Here is a 23,156-nt window from a genome sequence, read left to right as displayed (position 1 = left end):
TTGGCGGAACCGCCAACGAAATGCCAGACTTCAGATACTTGTGAATATAAGAAGCGCGCTCCAGGTACGGCTTCCGATATTTCGATTCTCCGAGGTCAACAGGACACCAATATGACTTCCGATATCAGAGACCAAGATCCCACAACGTATGAGCGCCCCAGCCGCCGACGTCCAGGAGCCACCGCCACACCCGTACCCGACCGCTACACCGACGTCTACGCCGCCTATGAAACCGCCGTCAATGACCCACTTCTCCGGCTCGACGACGACACCCGCCGGAACTACCTTTCTCGCGTCCGCCAGTACCTCGCCTGGCTCGACGCGACCGACCTCGACGGCGACCCGCTCATCGACCCCGCCACCCGCGACTGGGCCGCCCGGGACTACCGCGCCCATCTCCTGACCGTGCTCAAGCGCAAGCCCACCACCGTCAACGCGCACCTGACCGCCATAGACGACTTCAACCGCCGTCTCGGCCTCGGCCCCGCAGCCGCCAAACGCACCGCGCTTCCCAACCTCGCTCCGCGTTCGCTCGATCAGCGAGCCCAGTTGCGATTCCTGCGCGAGACGGCGCTGTGCGCACCCCGCGACCGCGCCATGGGTTACACCGCCTTCTACGCCGGCCCCCGCATTCACGAGCTCGTCGCGCTCGACATCGACGACTTGCACATCAGCGCCCGTAAGGGCGTGCTCATCATTCGCATGGGCAAGAACGGCAAGTACCGCGAGGTCAACATGCACGTCAAGCTCCGTACCGAGTTGGAGACGTACCTGACCGAGCGAGCCAGCCTGCGCGGCGCCGACAAGACTAAGGCGCTGTTTCTCAACACCCGTGGTGGACGGCTCTCCGCCCGCTCCGCCACCGACGTACTGAACGGCATCGCTGACCGGGCCGGGATCGAGGTCGGCCGCGACGAAGACTTCACCAGCCACGTCCTGCGGCACACCCTCGGCACGAAGCTTGCTCGCGAAGGTGAGGATGTCGTCACTATCGCAGAGCTGCTGGGCCACTCGCTCGAGACTGCCCGCCGCTACACCCTGCCCACCGACGCCGACCGCCAGGCCGCCATTGACAAGCTGACCGTGGACGAATAGGGATCACCATGAACGACAACTCGCACAAGCGTGTCCGCATCGGTTACCTGTGCGCGTGTAGGTATGTGCGCCCGCTCCAAGATCGCAATATGATCACGGAGGCAACGTAGGTCACGGTCGGCCGCTGCAATGGAGTGATGCAATGGCTTAAAGATCACAAGGCCCGCATCGGTCTCGCCGCCCTCCTGGTGGGCGCGATCTTCGGGATGTCATATGCTGGCGACGCGATCGGTCTAGAGGAGACCATTCGTGGCTGGACTGCGGGCTTGCCTCTGGTGATCAAGATACCTCTCGGGTTTGCTGGCCTGGTGTTTCTGCTTGGGGTCGTCCACGTCTTTGTCAGCTTTCTCGGCAGTGACTGGGACTCTGCCGACGAGGACCCCGGCGATCGGCTTCGGCACCGCATCAAGCGGGTCAACGAAGCCTTCGGCGAGGCGGCGACCCTGATGGACGAGTTGGATCGTGATCTACGCGCGCAACAGGCTGCTCGTGATGCGCTCTTGTCTCAGGCTGCCGAGCAGGAACGCCTGCTTGAAATTGACAAGGAGCAGGCCGAAAGGATCCGCCAGATCCTCGTCGGTGAGACGAAGGCCACCATCCGCGCGGAGCGACGTACTCAGTGGATGTTCTTTGCGCTGGGCGCGGCGGTTTCGATCCCGATTGGCGTTCTAATCAACATCCTCGTCCCGTAACGCGAATCTCAGCGGGCTCCCGACATGATCTAGGTTCTGGTCGTACCGTGGCGGCGGCTTCCTCGCGAAAAGGACACCCGCCATGCTTCAGGACATCAGCTCGTTCCAGGTGACCGGCCACTCGTACACCGTCACCTACAATTTGCACGACCCGAGCAGCTACACGATCCTCCACGAGGACATCCCGATCGCCACGTTCGAGCACCTGCCGTACTCGCCGGAGTTGCAGCAGGAGGTGAAGGACCTGGCCCGGAAGGCGATCACCGGCTGACCGGCCCTGCACACCTGAAGCCCGCCGCGCGTCGGCGGGCTTCTTCGTGTCTCCGGCCAGATTTCAGCAGGCTCGCGACTCGATCACCACGCCGGCCGTACGGTGGCCCCCATTCCTCGCGAAAGGACAAACGCCACCATGAACGACTACCTCGACACCAAGACCCTGCTCTACACCGCGCCGGACGGCACGTACTTCGACGTCATCGACGCGCTCCCCGACGCCCCGGCCGGATCGGTCATCGTCAACGTCTCCGGCATCCTCTTCGGGCTGGAGCCGGACGACCTCGCGCAGGTACTCGCCATGCTCGGCCCGAACGCCCAGCACGGCCAGATCACGATCCCGATCTCCGACCCGGACGGCACGCTGTGGCTGACCGCCACCTCCGACCCGCACGGCCTGATTCTGAACGTCAGCTTCCCGGCCTGCGGGAGCAACGGCCAGGTGACGCTCCCCCACGACCAGGCCGACGCCGTGCGCGCCGCCGTCGAGGAGGTCACGAGCGGTGAGTAAGACGAACCCGGAGACCCCTCGCGTGATCACCTACCCGAGCTGGGAAGAGATCTGCTTCCCGGACGGGTGCACGCCCTGGGCCGACCAGGTCCCCGCCAGCGAGGGCGAGGAGGTCACCAGCGATGAGTGAGCTGAATCCCACCGAGTGCATCACCCAGTGGCTCCTCAACGCGCCCGACTACGTGCGGGAGGACGCCATCTACCGAGCACGCCACGCCACCGGCCACCCGGACCCCGGGATCGAGTACCCCGGCGACCGCCAGCAGTACCTCACTGAGCTATACACCCTGGTCAGCTACCACTGGAACCCCGACCGGTCGGGAATCAACGACCACGACACCCGCCTCCACACCGACCTCACCCACGAGCAGATCGAGGGCGCTGACTGGCCTGCGGTGGCAAGAGCACTGGTCACCGTCTGGCAGGCGGAGGGGGGCAGTACGGGTGACTGACATCCTGGCCCTCTGCCACTGCGGCGAGCTGTACGCCCAGCACACGACCTGGGAACAGCGGCTCGCCTGCGCCGACAACGACCCCAGCATCAAGGCGGCGCACCTGCTGGAGATCGGCGACGTCATCCTGCACCCGATGTTCGGAGAAGGCGACGAGCCGGTCATCGTGGTCGCCGACCTCGCCGACAACGACGGTCTGATGACCATCACCCCGCACAAGGGGCCCGCGTTCCAGTACGCCGCCGACCTGGGCGTCCAGCTCTACACCGAGCGAGAGGCCGCAATCTACGGCGCGCTGAACGGACTGCTGGAGGCGGAGCGGGACCGGATCCGCCTCCAACGGGCTCGCAGCGAAGGCTGTCCTTCCTGCGGTCGGCCGCTGGCGGAGCACACGACTGCACTGGAGTGGACGGAGTGCGACCTCCCTCAGCCCCACCGGGCGCCAGGGGACGAGCCGCTTCCTCCCGTCAGCGAGGGAGACGCCGGTGAATAAGAGGGCACCGATGTTCATCACCCTGGCTCGCCTGGAAATGGCAGTATCCCTCGCGTTCCTCCTGCTCGGCCTGGCGGCCATCAGCAAATGGAGTACGTTCGCGTGGCTGCTGCACGAGCTGGGGCTGGTCTACCCGTACTGGCGGTGGGCGGCCTGGGTGCCCACGCTCATCACCGCCGGCTTCTGCCTGCGCGTCACCTATGGCGTCTGGCGGTACGGGGAGGTTCTGCTCCGGTCGGCCACCGTAGGCGGGTTGGGATGGGTGCTGCTGCTGGCCCTCGACGTGGTGTGGTGGTCGAGATGAACACGCCCATCTACGCCGGCCCGGACGGCACCTTCCTGGACGTGCGGGCCGCGGCCGACGACGCTCGATACGGGTCGATCGTCCTAGACGTGTCCGGCCAGCCCATCCCCCTTGCACCGATGGCGGCCCTGTGGGTTATCGACCTGCTCTCGACGCCCAAGCCCGGCGTCCCCTCGCTCGTCATCGCGCTGGGCGACGAGGACGACAGCCCGCTGCTCACGTTCTTCGTGGAGGAGGGCGGCATCGACGTGCATCGGACGTTGGACGGCCGGACCACCCACCGGGTCATGATCCCGTTCGGCCACTTACCGGTGGTCGTGGCCTGCATGTACCGCATGGGGACGGGGGCGCGCTGATGGTCAGCTTCGCGTGCATCGCATACGTGCTGGAGCGGGCGGCCGACATTATGCTCGGCGACCACGGTCTCGACCCTGAGCAGGCGCTCACCCGCGCCATCTGGGGTGACCAGCCAGCGCACTGCGACGACTGTGGCCAGCAGGCGCGGTACCAGGTCGCCGCCCGCGCCTTGGAGCTGCACTACGCCAGCGCCACATTCAGCACCTTCGACGGCCTCACGAGCGTGGACGTGGCACACATCCCGACAGGTAGCGCCCGTAGCACGGCGCGTGAGGTGGCCCGCCTGTTCCGGCAGGTCGAGGACTGGTCACACCAGAACGTCGAGGGCAGCGATCTGGACGAGGTGGCGCAGGCCATGTGGGGTCAGGCGCACGCCGTCGAACTGGCGAGGTGCTCATGAGCACCGACTGGGCTCGCGTGGCCGACATGCTGGACACGGTGGCCAACCTCCTCGACGGAGGGCCCGGTCTGAGTCCGGATGGCGCCGTACGAATCGCACTGGCCGGGCACCCGAACGCCCAGATTCCCGACGACTACTCGGAGGTCAGCCGCTTCTACGACGAGGTCACCATGGCGCTGGTGTGCGATCACGCTGACCTGTACCTGGGCCGAGAGAGCGACCCGCTGCCCGCTGACGAGATCAACGCGGAGGAGGGAGCCCGCGCCGCGCGTGCGGCTGCTGTCAGACTGCGCAGCTACCTTCATTAGGAGGAGGTCTGGTGCCTCTGTTCGAGTTCGAGATCCCCGAGACCGGCGACCACCAGTCCGTTCGGGCCCCCGACGAGGACACCGCTCGCGCGTGGGTGGTGTCGCAGGTCTACCACGACGACCCCGATGGCGAGGACGACCACCTGTATACGCCCGAAGAGGCCGAGCAGATGAGGCAGGTCCGGGCGGAGCGAGCCGCCGCGCTGCGCCTGATCTGATTGACGGTCTGGAGCCCGCCGTGTTGTCGGCGGGCTCCGCCATTTGCATCCCGAGGACTGGTCAGTCCGGCGAGAAGCGCATGATCGCACCTGTCAGGTGACATCTGATCTGGCCTTTGAGCATGGCGTGACCTCGCGCTGGCCACTTTGGATGGCACAGTCGGCGGGCGATGCGTTGCCATCCAAAGTGGCCAATCTCCGGCGAGATGGGTCCTTTGAGGGATGGCACCCCTCGCCGAAGATGGAGCCGGACACGGTATACGAGGTCCCCGGTCGTGCTCGCGAACTCAGGCTGGCGGAGCTTCTGCGTGGCCGAGTTGAACCAGGAACGCCGTTGCGTCATAGAAGAGATCAGCGCCGATGACCTGGCCGTCTGCGTCGTAGTGGAAGACCTCACACAACGGCACCCCGACCGTGCTGCCGGTGGCCGGAAACGGTCCAAACGGGCCGTCGTTTGTGCCTCGCATCGTGCAGAACGAGACGCTGTGATCGGTGCCGTCCAGGTACATCCCATCGGCGAAGACCGCGTCGGAGAAGGCAGTCGTCCACCCCTTCAGGTAGTCGATGGACTCGGCCGGACCGTTGGCGGTGAGTTGTCGCGCCCGATCGCGGTATTCGGTGCTTGGGTGCTGCTTCGCAGCCACTTCATCGAAATTCCTGCGCGAGAACGCCTCGTGTATCGCCCGGTGAGTAGCAGCATGCGTCACGGAGAGTTTCCTTCCTCTTCTCGGGGTGACTTACGGTCAATCGCGATTGCGAGAAGCAGCCATCGCCCAAGTAGCGCGCACAGCTCCCAACGCGGTGGCGCGTCGGAGCTGTGCGCGCCTGCAAGCCCTGCCTGCTGTCGGCGGGGAGTTCGGTTAGGAGATGGACAGGTAGAAGCCGGTGTCCCCCGAATTGCCTTGGTAGGTGACGATGCTCACGGCGATGGTGTCGGCGGCGTTGCCGCAGTTAGGGGAGGGAGTGACGGCGCTCCCAATTCGAGACCCGTGGACGGTGACGTGGATGACCGCGTTGGACAGGTTGATCCGGTCGTCGACCTGGACGCAGTAGCGGCCGGTGGCGGTGCGCCTGGTGGAGACGATGTTCTTGCCGTGGATCAGGTTGCCGTCCGCAGCAACGGAGGCGGCGGCCCGCGCGTACGGGGCGTCGGTTTCGGCGGTGGCGGGGGTGGCGACGCTGGTGGCGGCCGTGGCGGCCAGCGCCAGTGTGGCCAGGGTGCGGAGTGATCGTGACGTCAAGGCATTGTCTCCTGTACGTAGAGCAACCGAAAGTCAGGAAAAGATTACTCTACGTAGCGTCAGGGCGGAAGTCATGCACTCCCACGGCGAAGGTCCATTCCGTACGCTCGGCTACCGCGCTGGCCACTTCCGATGGCAGCGGCCAATTGTTTGGCCACTTTGGTTGGCACGCGGCCAGATGCCGCGTCACCTGACAGCACCGGTCGTGATAGCCAGGTGCAGCCGCATCCAGCCGTCCGCGATGGCCACGCAGTTCTTCACGGCCCCCTCGTCGAGGATGTATTCCTCGGCCTTGTCCAGCAGCTCTGCCGCCTTCGTGGCGGCGATCTCGGCGGGCGTCACTTCGCTGCCCCGGCCGCCGCGGGCCGGCTGCGCTGGTTGCCGCCGCGGTGGCGCAGCTCGACGCTCGCCTCCTCCAGCAGCGTGTGGACGAACCCGTACGATCGGCCGATCGCGAGGGAGAGCGCGCGGACGGATTCCCCCGCCTGGTAGCGGCTGGCCAGGTGCTGAGCGAGCTGGTGGCGTTCGGCGCCGACGATGCGGACGCGCGGTCGGATCTCCATAAGGGGGCCTTTCGTTCAGGAACCTATACCGGACCGCACAACCGAGCACCCATCACACCTCTACCGGCGGTTGCCACGCTGGAGGCATCCACCCCCCGAGCTGAGGAGGAAGCCATGCAGGTCAGCACCCAGATCTTGCGAGAAGCGATCAAGTGCTGGGGCACGACGCTGCGCTTATGCGTGATCGTATTGACGGTGAGTGTGCCCGTCGTCGTCGCTCTGCTGCGGTGAGGCAAGGACAGCGCGGCCGGGCCGGTGGGAGGATCGGAGCATGAGCGACGACATCGAGGTGCCATGCACGACGGTCCTGCTGATCAAGCCTACTCGTGCCCGGCGCGACACTCGTGAGTTCTGAGAGGATCAGCCATGGTCTGGTATCTCTCCTTCCTCTCCCAGAAGCTCCACGAGAGTGCCCTGCAGATCGACTGGGTGGTGCACTGCTCCGACGTCGCACACCTTAACGGTGTCGAGGAGGAGTTCACCGTCCAGTTGGCGGATGGGACCACCTACCTCGTACACCTTGAGGAGATTCCCGCAGACTGAGATCACGTGGCGGTTTCTCGGCGAGCGGCACGAAGCTCGTCGCGGTCCTCCGGCGTGGCCGGGACCTCCTGGCCGTCCCAGATGCACCATTCGATCGTGGCCAGGTCCCCGTAGTCGTACACGGTCTCGCGTCCGGCGCGGCCGAGGGCGCGCACCTTGTAGCGGTGCGCCCACTGGCGGATCGTGCACGGCTCCCGTTCGAGTCGTTCGGCGGCCTGGCGGGCGGTCACGGGGGTCACGTTCACCCACTTTCGCTGGTTTCGCCCGGAATGATCGACGCGCTGAGGCGGCCGTAGACGCGCGAACGCGACCGGCCGCATAGGAGGAGGTGGGGGCGGCACACGCCCTGCCAGAGACGCGCTCAGCATCACGACTCGTATACGGGCAGGTCGGGGGCTCTGCCGATAGGCATAGGGGTGCCGCCCGCACGAAGTGTGACACAGAAGGTCGTGCGAGCACAACCGTTGGCGGTCCCGCCAACGCGCTGTTTGGCGAAACGTGTGCGAAACCGCCAACAAGCCCCTCATGATGGCGGAGACACGAAAGCTCTCCTCGCGAAAGGCAGAACTCATGTCCGCACGTAACGATCACACGCCGGACCCGATCGGCCACTCCGACCCCGAGGCCGCCGCCGCGCTGTCCGACGAGACCCGCAAGCTCATCGTCGAGACGGCCGCGGCCGACCCGACTCTCACCCCGGACCAGATCGCCGAGACGCTGGACACCGACGACGAGGAGGTGACGCCCGGGGCGGTGACCTCGGTGCTGCTGTCCGCCGCCATCGAGCAGGCCGGACACGCGCTCGACGATCTCTCCGATGTCAAGGCTGGCGCTGAGCAGGTCCTGAGGAGCACCACCATGACCGGGCACAACGACCACAGCCACAACGACCACCCGGTCGAGTCCACCGTCACGCCCGACCACGAGGCCGCCGCCGCCCTGGACGACACCACCTGCGAGCTGATCCTGGACGCCTACGGTGACGACTCCTCACGGACCCCGGCCGCCATCAGCCAGATCCTGACGGACGAGTACGGGACCTCCGTGACGCCGGAGGCCGTCGAGGCCGTGCTCCGGCCCGCCGGCCCCGTCGCGGAGGTCGTGCACTCCGTCGAGTAGACCCGCACTTCAGAGGCCCGTCGCGAGCTCAGCGCGGCGGGCCTCTGTTCATGTCCGGGGTCAGGCGTGGATGTGCTCGGCGATCTTCGCCTGGAACGCCTCGACGGCCTCCTCGTCGCGGGCGAGCGGCCACCCGCCGGACAGCGTGTACTGCCAGCCGCCGTCGTGGTCCGCGATGTGGAGCAGGTGGAACATCTCCGTCCCTGCCCGGTAGATGAGGCCCACGTACTCGACGTCGCCACCGCGGGCACCACGCACGAACGTGAAGGCGTCCACGGTGCAGTCGAAGCGGCTCTGCACGGCGTCGATCAGCTCGTGCATGTCGTGAGAGAACGAGCGGGGCAGCTCGACCACGTCCTCGTCGGCGGGGTCGAGCCGGAGCGTGAACGTCCCGAGCAGGTCCGCGTTGCCGGGCTCGACGTCCAGCCGAAACCTCCCGGCCAGACCGTCCAGCTCGATGTAGAACCCGAACCAGCTCCGGCCCATCGCGAACGCGCCGAGCTGCTCGCGCAGGTCGTCGGTGCGGTGATGTCGAGGTGGAACGGCTCGATCTCGTGGCCGCCGAGCCCGTGGTCGCCGAACTCGATGAGGTAGCGGCCTGCGCCGACCTGCGTCCACTCGGCAGAGTTGGCAGTGAAGCCCGCGCCGGCGGGGGCCTGGGCTGTGAGCGCGGCGTGGGCCTGCTGGTACGAAAGGCCGTTCTCGGCCGCGTAGGCGCGGACACGGTTCTTCCAGGCGGCGTTGCGGGTCATGGGGGGGTGTCCTTCCAGGTGGCGGTCCTACGCACCCCACCTCGAAGACACGAGCACCGGCCGCCGCGTACGCAGCGTCGAGGGCGAGCGGGGTACGCGATCCACGGGGACCTTCGCCTCGTCGGTGCTGTGTCTCGGCGTAGGCGAGATCAGCTCGGAGGCAGGCACGCGGTAAGCCTGCCGTCAGCGTAGCCGAAGCGCGGCGCACGTGAGCGGCACGCACCGAAACCTCACAAACACGCAGGTCAGACGTTGGTTACGCGCTCTCGTCGTACTGGCCACGCTCACTGATTTCCCGCTGAAGCGTCTCCGGGCGCGCCACGGCGGCGGCCACGGGCAACCCCGGCAACCTCACGTACGGGGCGGCCATCTCCCGCACGATCGGCTTCATCACCGCCACCTCGTCGTGCGCCTGCTCCCACCTCGTCAGGTCGCCGCCATCCGGGCGGTCGCCAGCGGCACGGATGCGGGCGGCGGCCTCGTCCCTCAGCCGGACGGTCAGCTCGTACTGGTCGAGGAACGCCCCCGCCGCCACTCCACCTCTGCGAGCACACGCGACGGGTCCATCGCAATGTTGCTCCTGCTCAACCGCCGGGCCGGAAGTGGCATGAGTCACATTCCACCACTCCCCATCACACAGGGAGATGTCGAATCACTCTCATTCACCGAAAGCCCAACACGGAGCTGAGACAAGCTCCGGCGCAGGCCTCATGAGCCAATGCGAAAACGACAAGAGGAGAAGTACCGTGCGATTCAAGCGCTACACAACCGCCCTGCTTACCGCCGTGGCCGGTGCCGCCATGCTGACCACACCGGCCACCGCCGAAGCAGTCACGGGCCCAACCCCCCAGACGTCCGGGGTGGTCGTCGTGGCCGACTTGAGCGAGTGCACCCCCGGATGGCTCTGCGTCTGGGAGTATCCCAACCGCCAAGGCGACAGGTATTCACGCAAGTCGGCCGGGACCATGGAACTGGGCGGCGTCGGCTGGCGGGATCGGATCAGCAGCGTCTGGAACAGGCGTAACGCCAGCGTGACTCTGGTCGATTCCCGGAGCGGAGTCGTTCCCGATGTCACGCTGCCCGTCCCCGCTGGTCAGCTCATCCCGGATCTCGGCGATGTGAAGTATCTGAGCAACCTGGCCGACTGGAACAACAAGGTCGATAAGATCATCCTCAAGTGATCGGATGAGCCGCCTGAGGGCCCCGTCCCACGGCGGGGCCATTAGCTTGTGCCGTCCCACCACGGGACTGAGTCACCCTGCCTCCTGCGTGACCGCTTCCATCGCCTCGGCCTCGCCGACGTGGCGGGAGCAGTTCCCGCACACGTAATAGCCGGCCCGCGGCTGCCACTCCAGCTCCCGTAGGCCGCATCCGGGGCAGCGCGCGTGTGTCTGGCCGGGCTCGTCGTCCACCAGGCGCCGCAGCCGGGATTCCCAGGCGAGAGCCCAGTCCACCGGGCCGAGCTCCACCGGGGCGCGCTCCTCGTCCTCGACGCTCGACAGCACCGTGAGCCCGTCGAGGGCGAGCAGCACGTCCAGCTTGTCCACCAGCCACGTGACCGACCGGGACCGCACCACTCCCGACCGGCCGGCGGGCACCTGGTCGGCCAGCTTCAGACGGCGGGCCACCTCCCGGCGCAGGCGCAGCAGCTCCCCCGTCACCGTGTGCACGACGTCGCCCTCCCCCGACATGCTGCCGTGCGGCCTGGTTCCCTTCACCCGCGACCAGCGGGTTTGCGCCTTCACCACGCCCGGCCGCGCCGCCAGGCTCGCGGCCAGCTCGTCCACCAGCAGCAGCGCACGACGGCACGTCTCCCGGCAGAGCCCGCAGTGCAGCGGCTCCCCCGGCCGCCACTGCAGGACCGGCATGGGAGGCTCGGGCGGCGGCTCGCCCCGCGCACCGTCCGCCACCCAGCGGTCCACCGCATCCGCGTGCGCCTCCCGCGCCGCCAGGAACGCAGACCACGCCGCGCGAGCATGCCTGTTGCACGGCCCCACGCACACTCCATCCGCCATCCCGACCCCTTCCCGGCCGCCGCACCCGATGAGACTCGGACACCCTACGACCAACCGGCAAGATCAAAACCAATCCGGATCAACACAAGCAAGGCACCACGGCCGGACCGGCGGGGAGGGGGTACCGGGGGTGATCTTGGACATGGGGAAGCCCCCGCGCGGGGTCGCGCGGGGGCCGGTCGGCGGGGAGCTAGTTGCTCTTGCCGCGCGTGTCCTGGGCGGCGGCGCGGAGCTTGTCCAGCACGCGCGACATGCGGTGAATCCCGAGGGCGTTGCCCCGGCTGGTGGCGGTGGCCAGGTCGGGGAAGGTGCGCAGCGTCGCCGCCGCGTAGGACCCTTCGACGGTGTCGGCGGTCTCCGCGACGCTCAGCTCGTGTTCCCAGGTGGCGCGCGGGTAGGCGAACGTGCACGCGCCCAGCCCGTTGATGTCCACGATGATGGGGACCACGATCCCGCACATGGCCAGGATCGCGGCAGCCTCGCGGGCGGCCTCGCGGGCGGGTGCCAGCGCCTCACCGGCTCCGGGGTGGAGCACGGGCGCGCTGCTGATCTCGGACAGGTGCGCGTGCCGCATGGCCATGCCGCGCGGGCGGGTGAGCCGGTACGCGGTGTGATCACAGTCCGCGCACGTGTCCGCGACCCACCATTCGCCGTGCAGGTTGCGGACCTTCCCGGCGTAGGTGATCATGGACGTACGCGGCAGGTACGCCAGGAGGTTGGAGCGGGAGCGCTGCACGCGCGCCTGATGATCGGTGAACATCTCGGCGGCGCGGGGGCATTCCTGGTCCGGGCGGCACATGGCGCACAGCTCCGCGTGCCGGGCGCGGTCGGCGGCGCCCAGCCGGACGGCGGCGGCGGACCTGACGGCAAGGTCTTGCAGGGTGGTCATGATCTCCCCTTTCGGATCGTCGGTGGTGGTGGGGTGCGCTCCCCGCGCGTGGCGGCGCGGGGGGCGCGCTGTGCTGCTACGCGGCGGGCGGGGTCAATCCGGCGTTGGTGAACGCCTGCCGGAGGTCGGCGGCGTCCGCTCCCTGCTCGATGGCCTTCGCCCAGACCAGGGCGGGGTCACCGCCGAAATCAGCGACGGCCTTAGCGGTCTTGACCGCGTCCTTGATCCGCTGCTCACGCTCGGCCTTGATCCGCTCGGCTTCCTTCTTGGCCGCTTCCGCGTGGATCTCCGCGAGCTTCGCGAGGGGCTCGGCGGACCCGAGCGCGGCCTTGACCTCGGACTGTCCGGGGGCGAGCGTGACGGGGTGATCCTCGGCGAGTCCGTACCGGGAGAGGGTCGCGGCGACGCGCGCCCCTGCTCCGGCGCGGTCCGGGATGTGGTACCACGCGGCGCGCTGCTCGTTGGTGACCTTGCCCATGGCGGCGAACTCCGTGCGGCTGGGGCCGTCGTAGATCCGGAGTCCGGCGGCCAACCAGTCCATGACCTCCGCGAGGCTGAGGCGGAAGCCCTGGTGACGGTAGGCGTTCTCTACGAGGTTGTTACCGGTGTGGCCGGTGATCGCCCCGTCGATCTCCACGAGCGCGGCGCGCACGGCGTCGGGCAGGCTGATCGCGGGGGTGGCGGGGGTGTTCTTGCTGGCCATTACTGGGTCCTTTCGGGTTGGGTGCCCCGGCTCCCTGCGAGCCGGGGCGGAAGGGCTGGTTACTCGTCGTTGTCGTTGGCGGAACCGCCAACGAAAGTGCGGGACCACTCGTCATGTGCACGCTGACGGCGACGGTAGATCACGATGCACACGATCGCGACCGTGAGCAGGATGAGCCCGAGCACGCCGATCAGGTACCGTCCGGTGTCCCACTCGGCGGAGTTCTCCGCCTTGGCGGCGTTGGCCGTGTCGGAGGTGTCCGGGGACATGTCCGCCGTGGGGATGGTGGAGGGCGTCTCCGATGCCTCCTCGAACGGGGGCACGTCTTCCCGCGTGACGGAAGATGACTCCGGCGCGGTGCCCGGCATGCCGGGCTGTCCGGGAAGTCCCTGCCCGCCGCGCGGTCCGGTAGGTCCGGGGCTGCCCGCCGCTCCGCTGGGACCGGTCGGCCCGGTGGTGCCGGGACGTCCGGACGCGCCCGCCGCGCCGGTAGCTCCGGCGGGCCCCTGCGGTCCCTGGGGGCCCTGCTCTCCGCGCGGACCGGTCGGGCCCGCGCTTCCTGCGGGTCCAGTGGGGCCCTGCTGCCCGGTCGGGCCTGCGGGTCCGGTCGGCCCTGCGGGGCCCTGCTCACCCTGGGGGCCCTGCGGTCCCGGCTCGCCTGCCGGACCCTGCGGGCCCTGGGGGCCGACGATGCACACGACCGGGGGATCCTGGTCGGGGCACGTGGCCATGATGGTGGGATCGGCCACGCGGGAGGCAGTGAGCGCCCCCATGTGACCCGCTGTGATGACCATGGACGCGGCGAGAGCGGCGGTTCCTACCGCGCTCCCGAGCGCCTTGGCCGTACGTGTGATCTGCATGCCGCCGAGCATGTTTTGCGCATAACAGAGGGTCTAGTTTTCGGACAACACCGAGATCGCACCGTTACGGAGCTGGAGCCCCAGACCGTCAACCAGCGATGACCCGCCACCACACGACCAGCAGAAAGACCAAAAACCGGTCTCGATTACGGACACGACAAAACCTCTAGACGTCAACCAAAGCTGACACGCGAGAATCGAACACCACCGACCCCAACGGCATGCTGGCGGCTGCTGTGTTCTCTGCGCCTCCTTATGGATCTTGTCTGTGAGCGCTTCTCAGCGGCTCTGGCGGTGGCCTGGTCTCTCCGTGCCAGGCATGGCGTGTAAGGCGCTCACCGTCCACCATGATGGCCATTCCGAGCGAATCGCGGCGCACTGCTCGCGCGTCTCTCGCGTCGCCGGTGCGGTCCGCGACGGGACAAGCAGTCAGCGACGAGGACGACGAGCGCCCCCGCCTGCCTGGTCGTCCTCGTGCGGCTGATCACTGGCTCTGCTTGTCCACAGGCTCACGGCGGTGATCTTCGCACTTCCACCTGTAGGTGTGTGGACCTCAGCCAGAGCCATAGGGATAGAGGTTTTGTAGGGACATATGTAGGGACATGGGTCACGCTGGGACGTGACCTGCGGGTCACGCTGGGACGTGACCCGTGCGGGTCACGTCCAGACGTGACCTAACGCGCCGCTGGTGATCGTTTCGGTGGTGGTTATCCACAGGTCAGGAGGCGCGTGAGCCGCGCCGTGCCGGTGGCTCAGGAAGGCTCACCGAGGCAGGCAGATCCGGCAGCCGGTAGTCCGTCGCGTGGCCGCGACGCGCGTACATGATCACGCCGTTGCGGTCCTTGCCGACCGGCACCCGCACTTCCAGGCCACGCCGTGCCAGGCGCTGCACCGTGTCGGCCAGCCCGCGCGGCGTCAGCCCGGCCCGCGCCTGCAGCAGCTCCGTCAGCGTGATCTTCGTGCCGTCGTCACGCCGGTCCGCCCGGAACGACACCATGCGCCGATCGGTGTCCCGGGCCCGCTCCGCGATGAGCAGCAGCACGAGCCGCTCGGACTGGGTCATGCCGTCCGCAGCCGCAGTTTCCAGCCACGCGGCGACCAGCCCGAACAGGCGTGCGCTCACCCGATCCTCCCTCAGACACGGCGATGGGGGCTCGCCCCATTGAGGGAATGGGTGAGCCCCCACCGTAAGCGGTACCGCCAACAAGCGTCACGAGCCTCCGAGGACCACCATGGCCAGGCGGCGGACCGCGGCCGGGGTGACATCATGCTCGTGGTCCGGCGGATACACCTTCACGTTCGGCGCGTCGCCGCGCACCCGGCCGGCGCCGACGAGAGTGCCGTCCGCGAGGCCGCAGTACAGCAGCCGCGCGTCCTTGCCCGACAGGACGACCACCTCATGAGCGAGCGCGACGGCGACCGGAGTCAGCACCGGTTGCCCAGCGGTACAGAGCGCCGCCGGGTCGATGCGGTCGAGGGCGTCGGCGGGCAGTTCCCCATCGTTGATCCACGCGGAGGGGACGACGGGAACGGGGACGAGCAGATCAGGGCCGACCGTGTGCTGGTTGGTGTACGTGCAGATCAGTATGAGGGTGGGCTGGACACCCCAGTCTCCGGCGTCCTCGAAGTTCTGCTCCAGGCCGCGCACGTACTGCGCGGCGATGGCAGTGGTGAGGTCGGTCATCGTGTTTCCGATCTCTCGTGATGGTGGGGGTCATGGCTGGTGTGGCGTGAGCAGCTCGAGGGCGTTCTGCCACGGGTCGTTGCCGCTGGAGTGCTCCCCGATCTTCTCCACGGGGGCGACACGGTAGGCGAACGTGTCGAGCAGGTCGTGCATCTGGTCACGCTCGTCGATGACCTTGAGCATCTCGCGCTCGTGCTCCGCCTTGACGCGGGCCAGTTCGGCGTGGAGTTCCTCGGCCTCGGTCAGTCCCGGGCGGCCAACGCTCGGGTCGCTGGGGCCTTCCTCCGGTCTCGGTTCGGTCAGCGGCGTGCCGGTGACCATGTGAAGGCGGAAGCAGTCCAGCACGTTGTCCACGGTGTTCCAGTCCTGCCCGCGCGCCTCGTACTCGTCGCGCTCCCGCTTGAGGAAGCGCTCCACGTCCTCGATCGGGAGGCAGGCGTCCCCGGCGTGTCGCTTGAGTTCGTCGATGACGGTCAGGGAGTCGATCTGCAACGCCGTGCCCAGGATCTCCACTGCCTTGTTGAGGCGGTCCACCTCGGCGAGCAGGTCCTTACGAGCGCTCTCCAGTGCCCACACGTCGGGGTTGTGCGGGGCGTCGGCGGTGCAGGAGCCCACGTGGAGGTCTCGGATTTCGGCGAGCCGGTCGGCGGGCGGTGGCGTGTGCTCATGCATGATCTTCTGGTTCCTCTCTGGTGGTGGCGAGCAGTTCACGGGCGTGAGCGTGTGGGCAGCGCGGATAGGTGAACGTCGGCCCATGGGCCTGGCATCCGCCGTCATGGTCGAAGTAGCACGGCTCCGGGTCAGAGAGAGCGTCGAGCAGTTCGACGGGCACGAAGACGAAACCCGCACCGGCCGCGGCGATCTGCTTGCCCGGCTGGACCCGCCGGTTCATCTCCGCGATGACCGCGAGCACGACGGGCGCCAGCAGGTCGTCGGCGTCCATGCCGACCCGCCACTTCGCCGCGGCGAGCCCGCGCCGGCCGGCCTCCAGGAACGGGTAGAGGTCGCGCGCCTGCTCGGGAGTGAGCTTCCTTGGTGCGTCAGCCATGCTCCCCGCCTTCGCTGAAGAGGTCGGCCTGGCCGTCACACCGAGCCAGCGGGTGATCGGCGGGGATCGGCCACTCGGGGTGCGCGTACGGAGCGGCCTCCAGCACGGCGTCGGCCATGAACGGCCCCCACATGAACATCACGTCGTAGTCGTCCACGGTGCCGCCGTACTGGGTGACGACGTCGGCGCGAGCCCGCTGCCACAGCCAGTGGCCGAGGTAGGCGGCGACGGCGCTGTCGCACTCGCACGAGCCGAGCGTGTTGAAGTACGTCAGCACGTTGGCGCCGCGCTGATGCTGGAACTGGGCGCGGAATTCGGGCCAGCCAGCCCGATAGTCGGCCAGGTACTTGTTCAGGTAGGCGGGGATGTCGATGACGTTGCCGTAGGACGGCTCGTACTCGGGTTTGCGCCAGTTCACGGCCTGGTAGTCGTCGCCGAGCAGCGGCAGGCCCTCGCCGCGCGGCAGGCCGTCCTTGCTGGCCCGGTGCGCCATGACCCACAGATGGTTCGGGTCGAACCGCTCCGCGTCGCCGTCGCCGGTCACCTCCTCCTCCGGTGGAGCGAGTGCGGCCTGCGGCGGCTGTGGCTCCTCGATGAGCGTGTGCTCGGGCGGCCACGCGGTCAGCCACATGCGGTCGAACAGGTGCGGCCCCAGGTGGAGGTCGCCATCGCCGACCGACACGAGGCCGTCGTCGGTAAACCCGACCACAGTGACGGACTTCTCGGCCACGTCTCTCACCAGGGCTCTTAAGTGCTCGGCACCAGGTAGGGACTCGCCGTCGCGCTGTGTCCAGGTCTGCCCGATGCGGAGGACGGCGCCGGAGTCGGCGTCGTCCACCAACTCGGTGGCGTAGCGCCGGGCCGCTGCGGCGGTCATGCCGTGGGTCAGGGACAGCCTGTCCGCGTAGTTGGTGATGAGGCGTTCCCGCCGGTCGGGGCCGATCACCATGAGCGCGAGCTGGGCCCGTTCAGTGTCCGTGCGCCAGTCACCCATTGCCGTTTCCCACCTTCCGCATCTCGGTCATGACGTTCTGCGCCGCGTACGACAGGCGGCCCATCAGCTCCTCCACGCGAGCCTGCCGCTGCTGCAGCCGGATGTGGTCACGGCAGTCGGCCAGCGCCGACGCCAGCTCGTACGGGGTCATCCGGTCCAGGCGGGTACCGTCACCCCATCCGAAGTCGTCGAGCGTCGCGCCGAGCAGTTTCTCCAGCTCGTCCAGGAGGTTCAGGCGGCGGCGCACGTACTCGCCCAGGCCGGTCTGCGCTGCGTGCTGCCGGGCCTCGGTGCGGGCCTTATAGAGTGCGTCGCGGTGCTGCTCACGCAGTAGGTCCATCTCGGCCAGGCGGGTGTTGTCGGTCCGCCTGGCCAAGGTGGCGAGCAGCTCCAACGAGAGCTGGGGCTCCTTCACCGCCGCGTCCACGACGGTGGTGAACCGGCGGCGGTTCACGGACGTGGGCGGCTGCAGCAATCCCCACCCGGGCGGCAGCTCGTTCGTGTGGACGACCCCGGCCGGAGCGACGACCCAGAAGCGGGAGCAGTGCGGCCACCAGGCGTCGGCCTTGCCCGGGTCGGCGAGTTCGCGTAGCCAGTCCGCGCGGGTCACCTTGAGCTCGTGGACGTCGAGCGCGTACCCGCGTGATGGCCAGAGCCCGATCCGGATCAGGTCCGCCTGCCGACCGCTGCCGGGGGCGGGAACCTCGCGGATCAGGATCTCGCCCTGATGGGCAGCGCCGGGCTTGCGGTAGTGGCGTTCGAGCGCCTCGTACAGCATGGTCGTGTTCACCGCGGCCTCCTCGCCCAGCGGAAGACGAGCGTGGGCAAGGGGCAGTAGTAGATCGCGTCCTTGCCGATGTAGAGCCCGCGCCACAGGTCGCGGGGCTCGATGTAGAGCTGGAAGCGGCCGAAGCGGAGTCGGTACCTGGCCACACGCCCCAGCCACGTGACGATCTTCCTCATGCCGGGCACCCCATCTCGAACAACGGCTCTGTCTTCACGGTCATGTGACGACGGCGCTGAACAGATCCAGGCGCGAGGAGACGGATCACGCCCACCTCCGCGCGCAGCCGCAGCTTCCTGAGCGTGAGCGTGCACTTCGCGCCGTTCACGGTTTCGGTGAGGATCGACACGTCCTTGCCGTGCTCCTCGCGGAAGCGCTGCTCCTCGGCCTCGGCCAGGGCGTACCGCTCCGGGAACTCGCGGAGCGTGAGAAGCCACTGAGCCTGTCCCGCCCGGACACAGCTGCCCTGGCAGTTGTGCGTGAGCAGGTTGCCGTCGAGGGTGAACACGTGGCCGTCAGGGACGACCGCGCACATGACCTCCTCGACACGCCCGGTGGGGACGACCTCGACCACTTGCCAGTCACCTGGTCGTTGGGGATTCTCGCGGGCGAGGAACTTCTCCCGGTGGTGGGGCAGGAGGAAGAAGTCCTCCCGGAGCGTGGCCATCACCAGCGTCACGCTGTAGATCGGGCTCCGCTCGGTGTTGTACCCGGTCCGGTGCGCGGTGCGGATGCGGCCCGTCGCGATGCCAATCCTGGCCGCCACATCTTGCACGGTCTCGAGCCGGGCTTGGTTCGCCGAGTAGATGACCGCGCTGCCGCCGCTCATGCTGCCGTCAGCGGCGAAGTACCCGGCCAGCCATCCGTACAGGTACGACTGGGATTCCTCCAGCGGCGGGGGTTGCTTCCACGACCTCGGCAGGTCCAGGACCTTCAGGACACGGGGTCTGTCCTCCTTGATCCGGCAGCCCGCGAAGTACGGCAGCATCGCCTTGTCCTTGTCGCCACACAGATAGGCGCGGGCCGGCTGGTTCTGCCCGTTGACGGCGGGAGCGGTGCCGTCGCCGAAGGTGAACCCGGCCATGATGCCGATCGTGGACGGCACCACGTTGCTCCGGACGTGGCCATACATGCCCGCGATGCGGTCTCCTGCACTGAGCACGAGCGTGTGCCGGAACTCGTGGGCGTTCCGTCCAGCCCGCTTGCGCACAGGCCAGAGATGGTCCCCCGTGGTGATGACGGTCATCTCGTCGTCGTACCGTCGCAGCCGCAGCTCGTAAGTGGGCTGCTCGCCGAACGACCGGATCTCCGCCTCCCGCCAGCCGCCGCCGCGGCCCAGGACCTTGACGGTCTGTCCGCACGTCTCGCGGAGGGTCTTGATGCCCTCGCTCGTGATGTAGCGGGTGTCCGGGTGCAAGCAGTTGTTGTGGGAGAACCCCAGTTCGTACATGCGGGGGATGGTGATGCCGAGCTTGGCGCACTCGGTCTTCATCCGCTTCTTGTCCCAGGTCTTGTCGTCCATCAGGGGGAACTCGACTCGCCACGGCGTCCATCCCTTGATGACGCCGGGCCGGCGGCGCTCCTCGGCCGCGTCGAGGCCGACGTACAGGATGGTGTCGGCCGGGTCGCAGTGCTCCTCCAGCCAGCGGCGGCAGGGCTTCTGCTTGAGTTCCTTCGTGCACGGCGCGATCCGGGAGTTTCCGAGGAAGTGCTGGTCGAAATACACCTGGAACGGGTTGCGGCCGTCGCACACGATGATCGGGGTGATGTCGAGGTGTTCGCTGGCCTGCCCTAGGAAGCGGTACGTGTCGGGGTGTTCCCACAGGGTGTCGGCGAACAGAAGGACGACGTTCTCCTTGCCGTATACCAGGACGGCGAAGACGGCGGCCCAGAACGATCCCAGGCCGCCGCTCATCTGGACGACATGGTGCGTCACGACAGCTCCGCTGTGCTGCGCAGGCTGGCGAGCCTGATGTGCGCGGCCACGTGCTCGACCATCGTGATGAGCTGGGCGGCGAGCCGTCCGGGATCGCCGTCCAGCATGTCCTTGAGCAGACTGTCGAACCGGGGCTTGTCGCGGGCCACGTAGGCCTGGATGACGTGGCTGGCCCAGATGAGCGCGGGGTCTGCCTCCGTCTCGGGGATCGGTTCCCCGGTCTCCGGGTGGATGTAGGTGAGGGTGAGTATGACGCCGAACGGGAGCCCGATGCGGGCGTGGATGGTTGCGCACCACACAAAGACGGCATCGAGGATGCCGGGCAGGCCGGTCTCGTTCACGATCGTGGCGACGAGTTGGGCCGTGGTGTCGTCGTCTTCGTGGAGGGCGGCAGTGATGGCCTGCTTGGCGTGTGAGACGGCGAGTGGGTCGTACGGCTGGGGAATGTTCTGCTCGGTCACCGCGTGTCCCTCTTCGAGAGGTCGTGCACGGTCTGCACGATCAGGCGCGGCTCGTTCTCCTCCAGGTCGAGGCGGCCGGTGAACCGCAGCCTGTCCTCGCTCGGCAGGAGCCGGTCGGCGCCCACCTCCGCGTACAGAGGCGGCTCTACGAGCGCGGTCATCAGGGCGGTGCCGTCGTCGAGGGTGAGCACCGCGCGCAAGCCCTGGCTGGTCTGCTGCTCGTCCTGGATCATGATGCTGGCTTCGACGGTGTACTCCCGGCTGGGGTCGAAGCATCCGTGGAGGTGGGTCAGGCGGGTGTAGGTCATCGGGCGTTCGCCTCTCGGCTCCGGCGGGCGTGGCGGGCCTGCACGTGGTCGAGGCCGACCGCGGTGAGCGCGAGCACGCGCACCTTCGGCCCGAGCAGCTCAAGCGTGATGAGCTTGTTGGTCGCGGCGGTGTTGATGGTGCCGTCGCCGCAGGTGTGCTCCCCGGCCTGCCATCGGCCGCGCGCGGAGGGGATGGGCGTGTAGGTGACGACGCCGGTCTGCTTGTAGTCAGGGTTGGCGGCGATGGCGTCGAGGAGGCGTTCGACGGCCTGGGGAAACTGCGGCGGTCGCGCGGCGGTGGTGGTGGGGTGGCTGGTCACTGCTGGCGGTCCTTCCTGGCGGTTCGGCTCTGGTGGTGGTCGAGGTAGTCGCGCCCGGCCTGAGTGATGCGCACGGGGTTGGTGAACCCGTCGCCGACGTCGATGAAGCCGCGGGCCACGGCGAGGGTGTGGAACGTGCTGCGGTTGACGGCGTAGTCGGAGCCGCGCAGCGTCCACCGGCCGTACGGGGCCGGGTCGAACATGACGCCGTCGCCGTCGTCGTGTTCGGCGATCGTCTTGAGCAGGGTGTGTGCCCCCGGCGGGAGCCTGCGGAGCGTTTCGTGGCGCGTTGTCATGGCTGGTCCTCTCTGATGTGGCGGATCAGGGTGGTCAGGTCCGGCGGAAGGTCCGCCTCGGGCTCGCCCATGGAGAAGGCGACGCGCACGAGCTGGACGACGTGCTCGCGGTCGATAAAGCGGGCCGCGGCCTCCTCAGCCGGGCTCGCCGGCAGCTCGCGTTCGGCGGCGGGTTCTTCCTGCTCGTGGAAGGTCTTCAGGGAGATGCCATATCGATCGCGGCGGACGAGCGGCACCCACGTGGCGCCGACGACGAGCCCGTGGTCGCTGATCGTCCCCTTGATGACGCGGGCGAGGTCGTCGGCGAACATCGGGAACGTGGCGGGCCCGTGCGGGTCCTTCCACGTCACGGGCCGGGTGATGCCGCGCAGCGCGCGAGCGTCATGGAGGTGGAGCGGTTGGGTGAACGGGTGCGGAGGCCGCCAGGTGATGCGGTCAGGGTCCACGCCCGCGGTGGTGGACAGCAGGTTGCCGTACTCGTCGTACGGCACGGTCGCCGGAGTGTGGCCGGGCTGCTCGTGCGCGGGCCTGGCCGGGCTCACTCCTCGTCTCCCTCGGCCTGGCTGATCACGGCTCGCTTCTCCATCACCTTCGCGAGCTCAGCAAAGGCGAGTGCGGCGCCCCGCTGCGCCGCCGCGGCAGGGTCGGCGGCGCTCCTGCGCGCGAGCGGGTTGACCCGGGCAGCCGGCGTGAGCCGCCAGCCGTGCCCGTTCAGGTCGAGCATGAAGCGGCGCGTGAACACCTCGACCGCCTCACGCTCGTCAGCGGGCGTCGCCGCCCACTCGCGCATGCGCTTGGCCAGAACCTCGGCGGCCTCGTCGATGGCCCTCATCTGGGCGTCGGCTCGGGTGCTCACGGCGCTGTCCCTTCTGCGCGCCGCCGCCGGGCGGCAGCGGTCTTGCGCTGGTTCTTGCGGCGCTCGACGCGCCGCTCGTCCTGGTCGGTGTCGGCCCAGATGCCGACCTGGTCGCCGATGGGGAAGCTGTGGATGTAGACGTGGCAGTTCCGCCGGACGGGGCAACCGCGGCACATCGCGCGGGCGCGAGCCTCGCGTGCGACCTTCTCCTCAGTGGTCTCGCGCAGTTCGCGCGGCAGGTCCGAGGCCGGGCCGAAGAATAGGTCGTGCCCTACGCGGAGGCAGGCGGCGTCTCGATGCCACGAGGGCGCTTGCGGTATGTTCACCGAGCCGGTGGCGCGCAGGTCAAGGGCGGTGCGGTAGCGGCTCATTCCGGCGGCTCCTCCGTGTCGGGGCTGAGCAGGCCGAGCACGTCGGCGGCGGCCAGATAGCGGTTGATCGTTCGCTTGTCCTTGCGCAGGCACGCCGCGATCTCGTCGCGTGCTTGGCCCTGCCGGGCGAGCTGGGCGGCCCGCTCGACCAGGTGCTGCGCCTCCGGCGTGCTGGGCATCCACGCCGGGGGCTGTGCCGCCTTGATCTCGAACCCGGCGGTGCGCAGCGCCCGCAGCAGACGGCGCGGGGTTGGGTCGGGGCGTGCCAGTTCCTCGGTGAGGACGGCGACCGGCGTGGTGGTGGTCATCT

Annotated in this window: 42 protein-coding genes; 15 read left to right on the top strand and 27 right to left on the bottom strand. The window is 68.3% G+C overall.

The window, feature by feature from the left end; all coding sequences use genetic code 11:
* The first annotated feature begins 111 nt into the window (after positions 1-111).
* From FXF51_RS01895 to FXF51_RS01845, 12 genes are all read left to right on the top strand, one after another.
* Complete coding sequence (locus tag FXF51_RS01895; protein WP_148432448.1) at positions 112-1,095, top strand: tyrosine-type recombinase/integrase; 984 nt, start codon at positions 112-114, stop codon at positions 1,093-1,095.
* A gap of 137 nt (positions 1,096-1,232) precedes the next feature.
* Positions 1,233-1,787 carry a hypothetical protein gene (locus FXF51_RS01890; RefSeq protein WP_148432447.1) on the top strand — a complete coding sequence of 185 codons (555 nt, stop codon included), beginning with the start codon at positions 1,233-1,235 and terminating at the stop codon, positions 1,785-1,787.
* Positions 1,788-1,869: 82 nt separating this feature from the next.
* Complete coding sequence (locus FXF51_RS01885; RefSeq protein WP_148432446.1) at positions 1,870-2,058, top strand: hypothetical protein; 189 nt, start codon at positions 1,870-1,872, stop codon at positions 2,056-2,058.
* Positions 2,059-2,196: 138 nt separating this feature from the next.
* Positions 2,197-2,571, top strand: coding sequence for a hypothetical protein (locus FXF51_RS01880; protein WP_148432445.1), 375 nt, complete (start codon positions 2,197-2,199; stop codon positions 2,569-2,571).
* Positions 2,564-2,701 carry a hypothetical protein gene (locus FXF51_RS60410; protein WP_187414113.1) on the top strand — a complete coding sequence of 46 codons (138 nt, stop codon included), beginning with the start codon at positions 2,564-2,566 and terminating at the stop codon, positions 2,699-2,701. The genes FXF51_RS01880 and FXF51_RS60410 overlap by 8 nt, the downstream gene beginning before the upstream one ends.
* Positions 2,694-3,023: a hypothetical protein gene (locus FXF51_RS01875; RefSeq protein WP_148432444.1), complete on the top strand. Its 330-nt coding sequence runs from the start codon at positions 2,694-2,696 to the stop codon at positions 3,021-3,023. The genes FXF51_RS60410 and FXF51_RS01875 overlap by 8 nt, the downstream gene beginning before the upstream one ends.
* Positions 3,016-3,516 (top strand): hypothetical protein, encoded by a 501-nt coding sequence (locus tag FXF51_RS01870; RefSeq protein WP_148432443.1) that lies wholly within the window; start codon positions 3,016-3,018, stop codon positions 3,514-3,516. The genes FXF51_RS01875 and FXF51_RS01870 overlap by 8 nt, the downstream gene beginning before the upstream one ends.
* A gap of 37 nt (positions 3,517-3,553) precedes the next feature.
* Complete coding sequence (locus FXF51_RS01865; protein WP_148432442.1) at positions 3,554-3,820, top strand: hypothetical protein; 267 nt, start codon at positions 3,554-3,556, stop codon at positions 3,818-3,820.
* Positions 3,817-4,176: a hypothetical protein gene (locus tag FXF51_RS01860; protein WP_148432441.1), complete on the top strand. Its 360-nt coding sequence runs from the start codon at positions 3,817-3,819 to the stop codon at positions 4,174-4,176. The genes FXF51_RS01865 and FXF51_RS01860 overlap by 4 nt, the downstream gene beginning before the upstream one ends.
* Positions 4,176-4,577: a hypothetical protein gene (locus FXF51_RS01855; RefSeq protein ID WP_148432440.1), complete on the top strand. Its 402-nt coding sequence runs from the start codon at positions 4,176-4,178 to the stop codon at positions 4,575-4,577. Before FXF51_RS01860 ends, FXF51_RS01855 begins: the two co-directional genes overlap by 1 nt.
* Positions 4,574-4,885, top strand: a complete 312-nt coding sequence (locus FXF51_RS01850) for a hypothetical protein (protein WP_148432439.1) — start codon at positions 4,574-4,576, stop codon at positions 4,883-4,885. Before FXF51_RS01855 ends, FXF51_RS01850 begins: the two co-directional genes overlap by 4 nt.
* Before the next feature lie 11 nt (positions 4,886-4,896).
* Positions 4,897-5,103, top strand: a complete 207-nt coding sequence (locus tag FXF51_RS01845; protein ID WP_148432438.1) for a hypothetical protein — start codon at positions 4,897-4,899, stop codon at positions 5,101-5,103.
* Between the two features lie 287 nt (positions 5,104-5,390).
* Here FXF51_RS01845 and FXF51_RS01840 read toward each other — a convergent pair whose 3' ends face one another.
* The 4 genes from FXF51_RS01840 to FXF51_RS01830 form a co-directional block, all read right to left on the bottom strand.
* Entirely contained in the window at positions 5,391-5,810 is a 420-nt protein-coding gene (locus FXF51_RS01840; RefSeq protein WP_148432437.1) for an ester cyclase, read from the bottom strand.
* 153 nt (positions 5,811-5,963) lie between these two features.
* Entirely contained in the window at positions 5,964-6,344 is a 381-nt protein-coding gene (locus FXF51_RS60405) for a hypothetical protein (RefSeq protein WP_187414112.1), read from the bottom strand.
* Between the two features lie 186 nt (positions 6,345-6,530).
* The gene (locus FXF51_RS60400) at positions 6,531-6,686 is read right to left on the bottom strand and encodes a hypothetical protein (protein WP_187414111.1); all 156 of its coding nucleotides are present in this window, start codon (positions 6,684-6,686) and stop codon (positions 6,531-6,533) included.
* Positions 6,683-6,907, bottom strand: a complete 225-nt coding sequence (locus tag FXF51_RS01830) for a helix-turn-helix domain-containing protein (protein ID WP_148432436.1) — start codon at positions 6,905-6,907, stop codon at positions 6,683-6,685. Before FXF51_RS01830 ends, FXF51_RS60400 begins: the two co-directional genes overlap by 4 nt.
* Positions 6,908-7,273: 366 nt before the next feature.
* Here FXF51_RS01830 and FXF51_RS60395 point away from each other — a divergent pair, with 366 nt between their 5' ends.
* Complete coding sequence (locus tag FXF51_RS60395; protein ID WP_187414110.1) at positions 7,274-7,450, top strand: hypothetical protein; 177 nt, start codon at positions 7,274-7,276, stop codon at positions 7,448-7,450.
* A gap of 2 nt (positions 7,451-7,452) precedes the next feature.
* On the opposite strand, the gene FXF51_RS01825 is transcribed toward FXF51_RS60395, so the two are convergent.
* Entirely contained in the window at positions 7,453-7,689 is a 237-nt protein-coding gene (locus FXF51_RS01825; RefSeq protein WP_148432435.1) for a hypothetical protein, read from the bottom strand.
* Positions 7,690-8,020: 331 nt separating this feature from the next.
* On the opposite strand from FXF51_RS01825, the gene FXF51_RS01820 reads away from it, so the two are divergent.
* On the top strand, positions 8,021-8,569 hold the full coding sequence (locus FXF51_RS01820) for a hypothetical protein (protein ID WP_148432434.1): 549 nt from the start codon (positions 8,021-8,023) through the stop codon (positions 8,567-8,569).
* Positions 8,570-8,629: 60 nt separating this feature from the next.
* On the opposite strand, the gene FXF51_RS01815 is transcribed toward FXF51_RS01820, so the two are convergent.
* Positions 8,630-9,055 (bottom strand): hypothetical protein, encoded by a 426-nt coding sequence (locus FXF51_RS01815; RefSeq protein WP_148432433.1) that lies wholly within the window; start codon positions 9,053-9,055, stop codon positions 8,630-8,632.
* Positions 9,056-9,577: 522 nt separating this feature from the next.
* Positions 9,578-9,856 carry a hypothetical protein gene (locus FXF51_RS01810; RefSeq protein WP_148432432.1) on the bottom strand — a complete coding sequence of 93 codons (279 nt, stop codon included), beginning with the start codon at positions 9,854-9,856 and terminating at the stop codon, positions 9,578-9,580.
* A 211-nt stretch (positions 9,857-10,067) separates the two neighbouring features.
* On the opposite strand from FXF51_RS01810, the gene FXF51_RS01805 reads away from it, so the two are divergent.
* Complete coding sequence (locus FXF51_RS01805; protein ID WP_187414109.1) at positions 10,068-10,502, top strand: peptidase inhibitor family I36 protein; 435 nt, start codon at positions 10,068-10,070, stop codon at positions 10,500-10,502.
* A 72-nt stretch (positions 10,503-10,574) separates the two neighbouring features.
* Here the strand turns inward: FXF51_RS01805 and FXF51_RS01800 are convergent, their stop codons facing one another.
* From FXF51_RS01800 to FXF51_RS01710, 20 genes are all read right to left on the bottom strand, one after another.
* Positions 10,575-11,336, bottom strand: a complete 762-nt coding sequence (locus tag FXF51_RS01800; RefSeq protein WP_148432430.1) for a hypothetical protein — start codon at positions 11,334-11,336, stop codon at positions 10,575-10,577.
* A 190-nt stretch (positions 11,337-11,526) separates the two neighbouring features.
* Positions 11,527-12,225, bottom strand: a complete 699-nt coding sequence (locus FXF51_RS01795; protein ID WP_148432429.1) for a hypothetical protein — start codon at positions 12,223-12,225, stop codon at positions 11,527-11,529.
* Between the two features lie 76 nt (positions 12,226-12,301).
* On the bottom strand, positions 12,302-12,928 hold the full coding sequence (locus FXF51_RS01790) for a hypothetical protein (RefSeq protein WP_148432428.1): 627 nt from the start codon (positions 12,926-12,928) through the stop codon (positions 12,302-12,304).
* A gap of 59 nt (positions 12,929-12,987) precedes the next feature.
* Positions 12,988-13,251 (bottom strand): hypothetical protein, encoded by a 264-nt coding sequence (locus tag FXF51_RS61730; protein ID WP_222871074.1) that lies wholly within the window; start codon positions 13,249-13,251, stop codon positions 12,988-12,990.
* 1,255 nt (positions 13,252-14,506) lie between these two features.
* Positions 14,507-14,911, bottom strand: a complete 405-nt coding sequence (locus tag FXF51_RS01780) for a hypothetical protein (protein WP_148432427.1) — start codon at positions 14,909-14,911, stop codon at positions 14,507-14,509.
* An 87-nt stretch (positions 14,912-14,998) separates the two neighbouring features.
* Entirely contained in the window at positions 14,999-15,472 is a 474-nt protein-coding gene (locus FXF51_RS01775) for a hypothetical protein (RefSeq protein WP_148432426.1), read from the bottom strand.
* 30 nt (positions 15,473-15,502) lie between these two features.
* Positions 15,503-16,144 carry a hypothetical protein gene (locus FXF51_RS01770; RefSeq protein ID WP_148432425.1) on the bottom strand — a complete coding sequence of 214 codons (642 nt, stop codon included), beginning with the start codon at positions 16,142-16,144 and terminating at the stop codon, positions 15,503-15,505.
* Positions 16,137-16,520, bottom strand: coding sequence for a hypothetical protein (locus FXF51_RS01765; protein WP_148432424.1), 384 nt, complete (start codon positions 16,518-16,520; stop codon positions 16,137-16,139). The genes FXF51_RS01770 and FXF51_RS01765 overlap by 8 nt, the downstream gene beginning before the upstream one ends.
* Complete coding sequence (locus tag FXF51_RS01760; RefSeq protein ID WP_148432423.1) at positions 16,513-17,514, bottom strand: hypothetical protein; 1,002 nt, start codon at positions 17,512-17,514, stop codon at positions 16,513-16,515. Before FXF51_RS01760 ends, FXF51_RS01765 begins: the two co-directional genes overlap by 8 nt.
* Complete coding sequence (locus FXF51_RS01755; protein WP_148432422.1) at positions 17,507-18,304, bottom strand: hypothetical protein; 798 nt, start codon at positions 18,302-18,304, stop codon at positions 17,507-17,509. The genes FXF51_RS01760 and FXF51_RS01755 overlap by 8 nt, the downstream gene beginning before the upstream one ends.
* Positions 18,301-18,477, bottom strand: coding sequence for a hypothetical protein (locus FXF51_RS60390; protein ID WP_187414108.1), 177 nt, complete (start codon positions 18,475-18,477; stop codon positions 18,301-18,303). Before FXF51_RS60390 ends, FXF51_RS01755 begins: the two co-directional genes overlap by 4 nt.
* Complete coding sequence (locus FXF51_RS01750) at positions 18,474-20,234, bottom strand: LAGLIDADG family homing endonuclease (RefSeq protein WP_148432421.1); 1,761 nt, start codon at positions 20,232-20,234, stop codon at positions 18,474-18,476. Before FXF51_RS01750 ends, FXF51_RS60390 begins: the two co-directional genes overlap by 4 nt.
* A complete protein-coding gene (locus FXF51_RS01745; protein WP_148432420.1) occupies positions 20,231-20,695 on the bottom strand; it encodes a hypothetical protein in 465 nt (154 codons plus the stop codon). Before FXF51_RS01745 ends, FXF51_RS01750 begins: the two co-directional genes overlap by 4 nt.
* Positions 20,692-21,003 (bottom strand): hypothetical protein, encoded by a 312-nt coding sequence (locus FXF51_RS01740; protein ID WP_148432419.1) that lies wholly within the window; start codon positions 21,001-21,003, stop codon positions 20,692-20,694. Before FXF51_RS01740 ends, FXF51_RS01745 begins: the two co-directional genes overlap by 4 nt.
* Complete coding sequence (locus FXF51_RS01735; RefSeq protein ID WP_148432418.1) at positions 21,000-21,323, bottom strand: hypothetical protein; 324 nt, start codon at positions 21,321-21,323, stop codon at positions 21,000-21,002. Before FXF51_RS01735 ends, FXF51_RS01740 begins: the two co-directional genes overlap by 4 nt.
* Positions 21,320-21,619, bottom strand: a complete 300-nt coding sequence (locus FXF51_RS01730) for a hypothetical protein (protein WP_148432417.1) — start codon at positions 21,617-21,619, stop codon at positions 21,320-21,322. The genes FXF51_RS01735 and FXF51_RS01730 overlap by 4 nt, the downstream gene beginning before the upstream one ends.
* Positions 21,616-22,161, bottom strand: coding sequence for a hypothetical protein (locus FXF51_RS01725; protein WP_148432416.1), 546 nt, complete (start codon positions 22,159-22,161; stop codon positions 21,616-21,618). The genes FXF51_RS01730 and FXF51_RS01725 overlap by 4 nt, the downstream gene beginning before the upstream one ends.
* On the bottom strand, positions 22,158-22,475 hold the full coding sequence (locus tag FXF51_RS01720; RefSeq protein ID WP_148432415.1) for a hypothetical protein: 318 nt from the start codon (positions 22,473-22,475) through the stop codon (positions 22,158-22,160). Before FXF51_RS01720 ends, FXF51_RS01725 begins: the two co-directional genes overlap by 4 nt.
* Positions 22,472-22,846, bottom strand: coding sequence for a WhiB family transcriptional regulator (locus FXF51_RS01715; RefSeq protein WP_148432414.1), 375 nt, complete (start codon positions 22,844-22,846; stop codon positions 22,472-22,474). The genes FXF51_RS01720 and FXF51_RS01715 overlap by 4 nt, the downstream gene beginning before the upstream one ends.
* Positions 22,843-23,154, bottom strand: coding sequence for a hypothetical protein (locus FXF51_RS01710; RefSeq protein ID WP_148432413.1), 312 nt, complete (start codon positions 23,152-23,154; stop codon positions 22,843-22,845). Before FXF51_RS01710 ends, FXF51_RS01715 begins: the two co-directional genes overlap by 4 nt.
* Positions 23,155-23,156: the final 2 nt, after the last annotated feature.

It is taken from the genome of Nonomuraea sp. PA05, from assembly GCF_008086045.1.
Classification (GTDB): domain Bacteria; phylum Actinomycetota; class Actinomycetes; order Streptosporangiales; family Streptosporangiaceae; genus Nonomuraea; species Nonomuraea monospora.
This window is presented reverse-complemented; position numbering and strand designations above follow the sequence as displayed.

Bases quoted from the DNA above. Each gene is read 5' to 3' on its own strand.
- FXF51_RS01895 (WP_148432448.1), top strand. From the start codon at position 112: ATGACTTCCGATATCAGAGACCAAGATCCCACAACGTATGAGCGCCCC.
- FXF51_RS01890 (WP_148432447.1), top strand. From the start codon at position 1,233: ATGCAATGGCTTAAAGATCACAAGGCCCGCATCGGTCTCGCCGCCCTC.
- FXF51_RS01885 (WP_148432446.1), top strand. From the start codon at position 1,870: ATGCTTCAGGACATCAGCTCGTTCCAGGTGACCGGCCACTCGTACACC.
- FXF51_RS01880 (WP_148432445.1), top strand. From the start codon at position 2,197: ATGAACGACTACCTCGACACCAAGACCCTGCTCTACACCGCGCCGGAC.
- FXF51_RS01875 (WP_148432444.1), top strand. From the start codon at position 2,694: ATGAGTGAGCTGAATCCCACCGAGTGCATCACCCAGTGGCTCCTCAAC.
- FXF51_RS01865 (WP_148432442.1), top strand. From the start codon at position 3,554: ATGGCAGTATCCCTCGCGTTCCTCCTGCTCGGCCTGGCGGCCATCAGC.
- FXF51_RS01860 (WP_148432441.1), top strand. From the start codon at position 3,817: ATGAACACGCCCATCTACGCCGGCCCGGACGGCACCTTCCTGGACGTG.
- FXF51_RS01855 (WP_148432440.1), top strand. From the start codon at position 4,176: ATGGTCAGCTTCGCGTGCATCGCATACGTGCTGGAGCGGGCGGCCGAC.
- FXF51_RS01850 (WP_148432439.1), top strand. From the start codon at position 4,574: ATGAGCACCGACTGGGCTCGCGTGGCCGACATGCTGGACACGGTGGCC.
- FXF51_RS01830 (WP_148432436.1), bottom strand. From the start codon at position 6,907: ATGGAGATCCGACCGCGCGTCCGCATCGTCGGCGCCGAACGCCACCAG.
- FXF51_RS60395 (WP_187414110.1), top strand. From the start codon at position 7,274: ATGGTCTGGTATCTCTCCTTCCTCTCCCAGAAGCTCCACGAGAGTGCC.
- FXF51_RS01820 (WP_148432434.1), top strand. From the start codon at position 8,021: ATGTCCGCACGTAACGATCACACGCCGGACCCGATCGGCCACTCCGAC.
- FXF51_RS01815 (WP_148432433.1), bottom strand. From the start codon at position 9,055: ATGGGCCGGAGCTGGTTCGGGTTCTACATCGAGCTGGACGGTCTGGCC.
- FXF51_RS01800 (WP_148432430.1), bottom strand. From the start codon at position 11,336: ATGGCGGATGGAGTGTGCGTGGGGCCGTGCAACAGGCATGCTCGCGCG.
- FXF51_RS01795 (WP_148432429.1), bottom strand. From the start codon at position 12,225: ATGACCACCCTGCAAGACCTTGCCGTCAGGTCCGCCGCCGCCGTCCGG.
- FXF51_RS01790 (WP_148432428.1), bottom strand. From the start codon at position 12,928: ATGGCCAGCAAGAACACCCCCGCCACCCCCGCGATCAGCCTGCCCGAC.
- FXF51_RS01775 (WP_148432426.1), bottom strand. From the start codon at position 15,472: ATGACCGACCTCACCACTGCCATCGCCGCGCAGTACGTGCGCGGCCTG.
- FXF51_RS01770 (WP_148432425.1), bottom strand. From the start codon at position 16,144: ATGCATGAGCACACGCCACCGCCCGCCGACCGGCTCGCCGAAATCCGA.
- FXF51_RS01765 (WP_148432424.1), bottom strand. From the start codon at position 16,520: ATGGCTGACGCACCAAGGAAGCTCACTCCCGAGCAGGCGCGCGACCTC.
- FXF51_RS01760 (WP_148432423.1), bottom strand. From the start codon at position 17,514: ATGGGTGACTGGCGCACGGACACTGAACGGGCCCAGCTCGCGCTCATG.
- FXF51_RS60390 (WP_187414108.1), bottom strand. From the start codon at position 18,477: ATGAGGAAGATCGTCACGTGGCTGGGGCGTGTGGCCAGGTACCGACTC.
- FXF51_RS01740 (WP_148432419.1), bottom strand. From the start codon at position 21,003: ATGACCTACACCCGCCTGACCCACCTCCACGGATGCTTCGACCCCAGC.
- FXF51_RS01730 (WP_148432417.1), bottom strand. From the start codon at position 21,619: ATGACAACGCGCCACGAAACGCTCCGCAGGCTCCCGCCGGGGGCACAC.
- FXF51_RS01715 (WP_148432414.1), bottom strand. From the start codon at position 22,846: ATGAGCCGCTACCGCACCGCCCTTGACCTGCGCGCCACCGGCTCGGTG.
- FXF51_RS01710 (WP_148432413.1), bottom strand. From the start codon at position 23,154: ATGACCACCACCACGCCGGTCGCCGTCCTCACCGAGGAACTGGCACGC.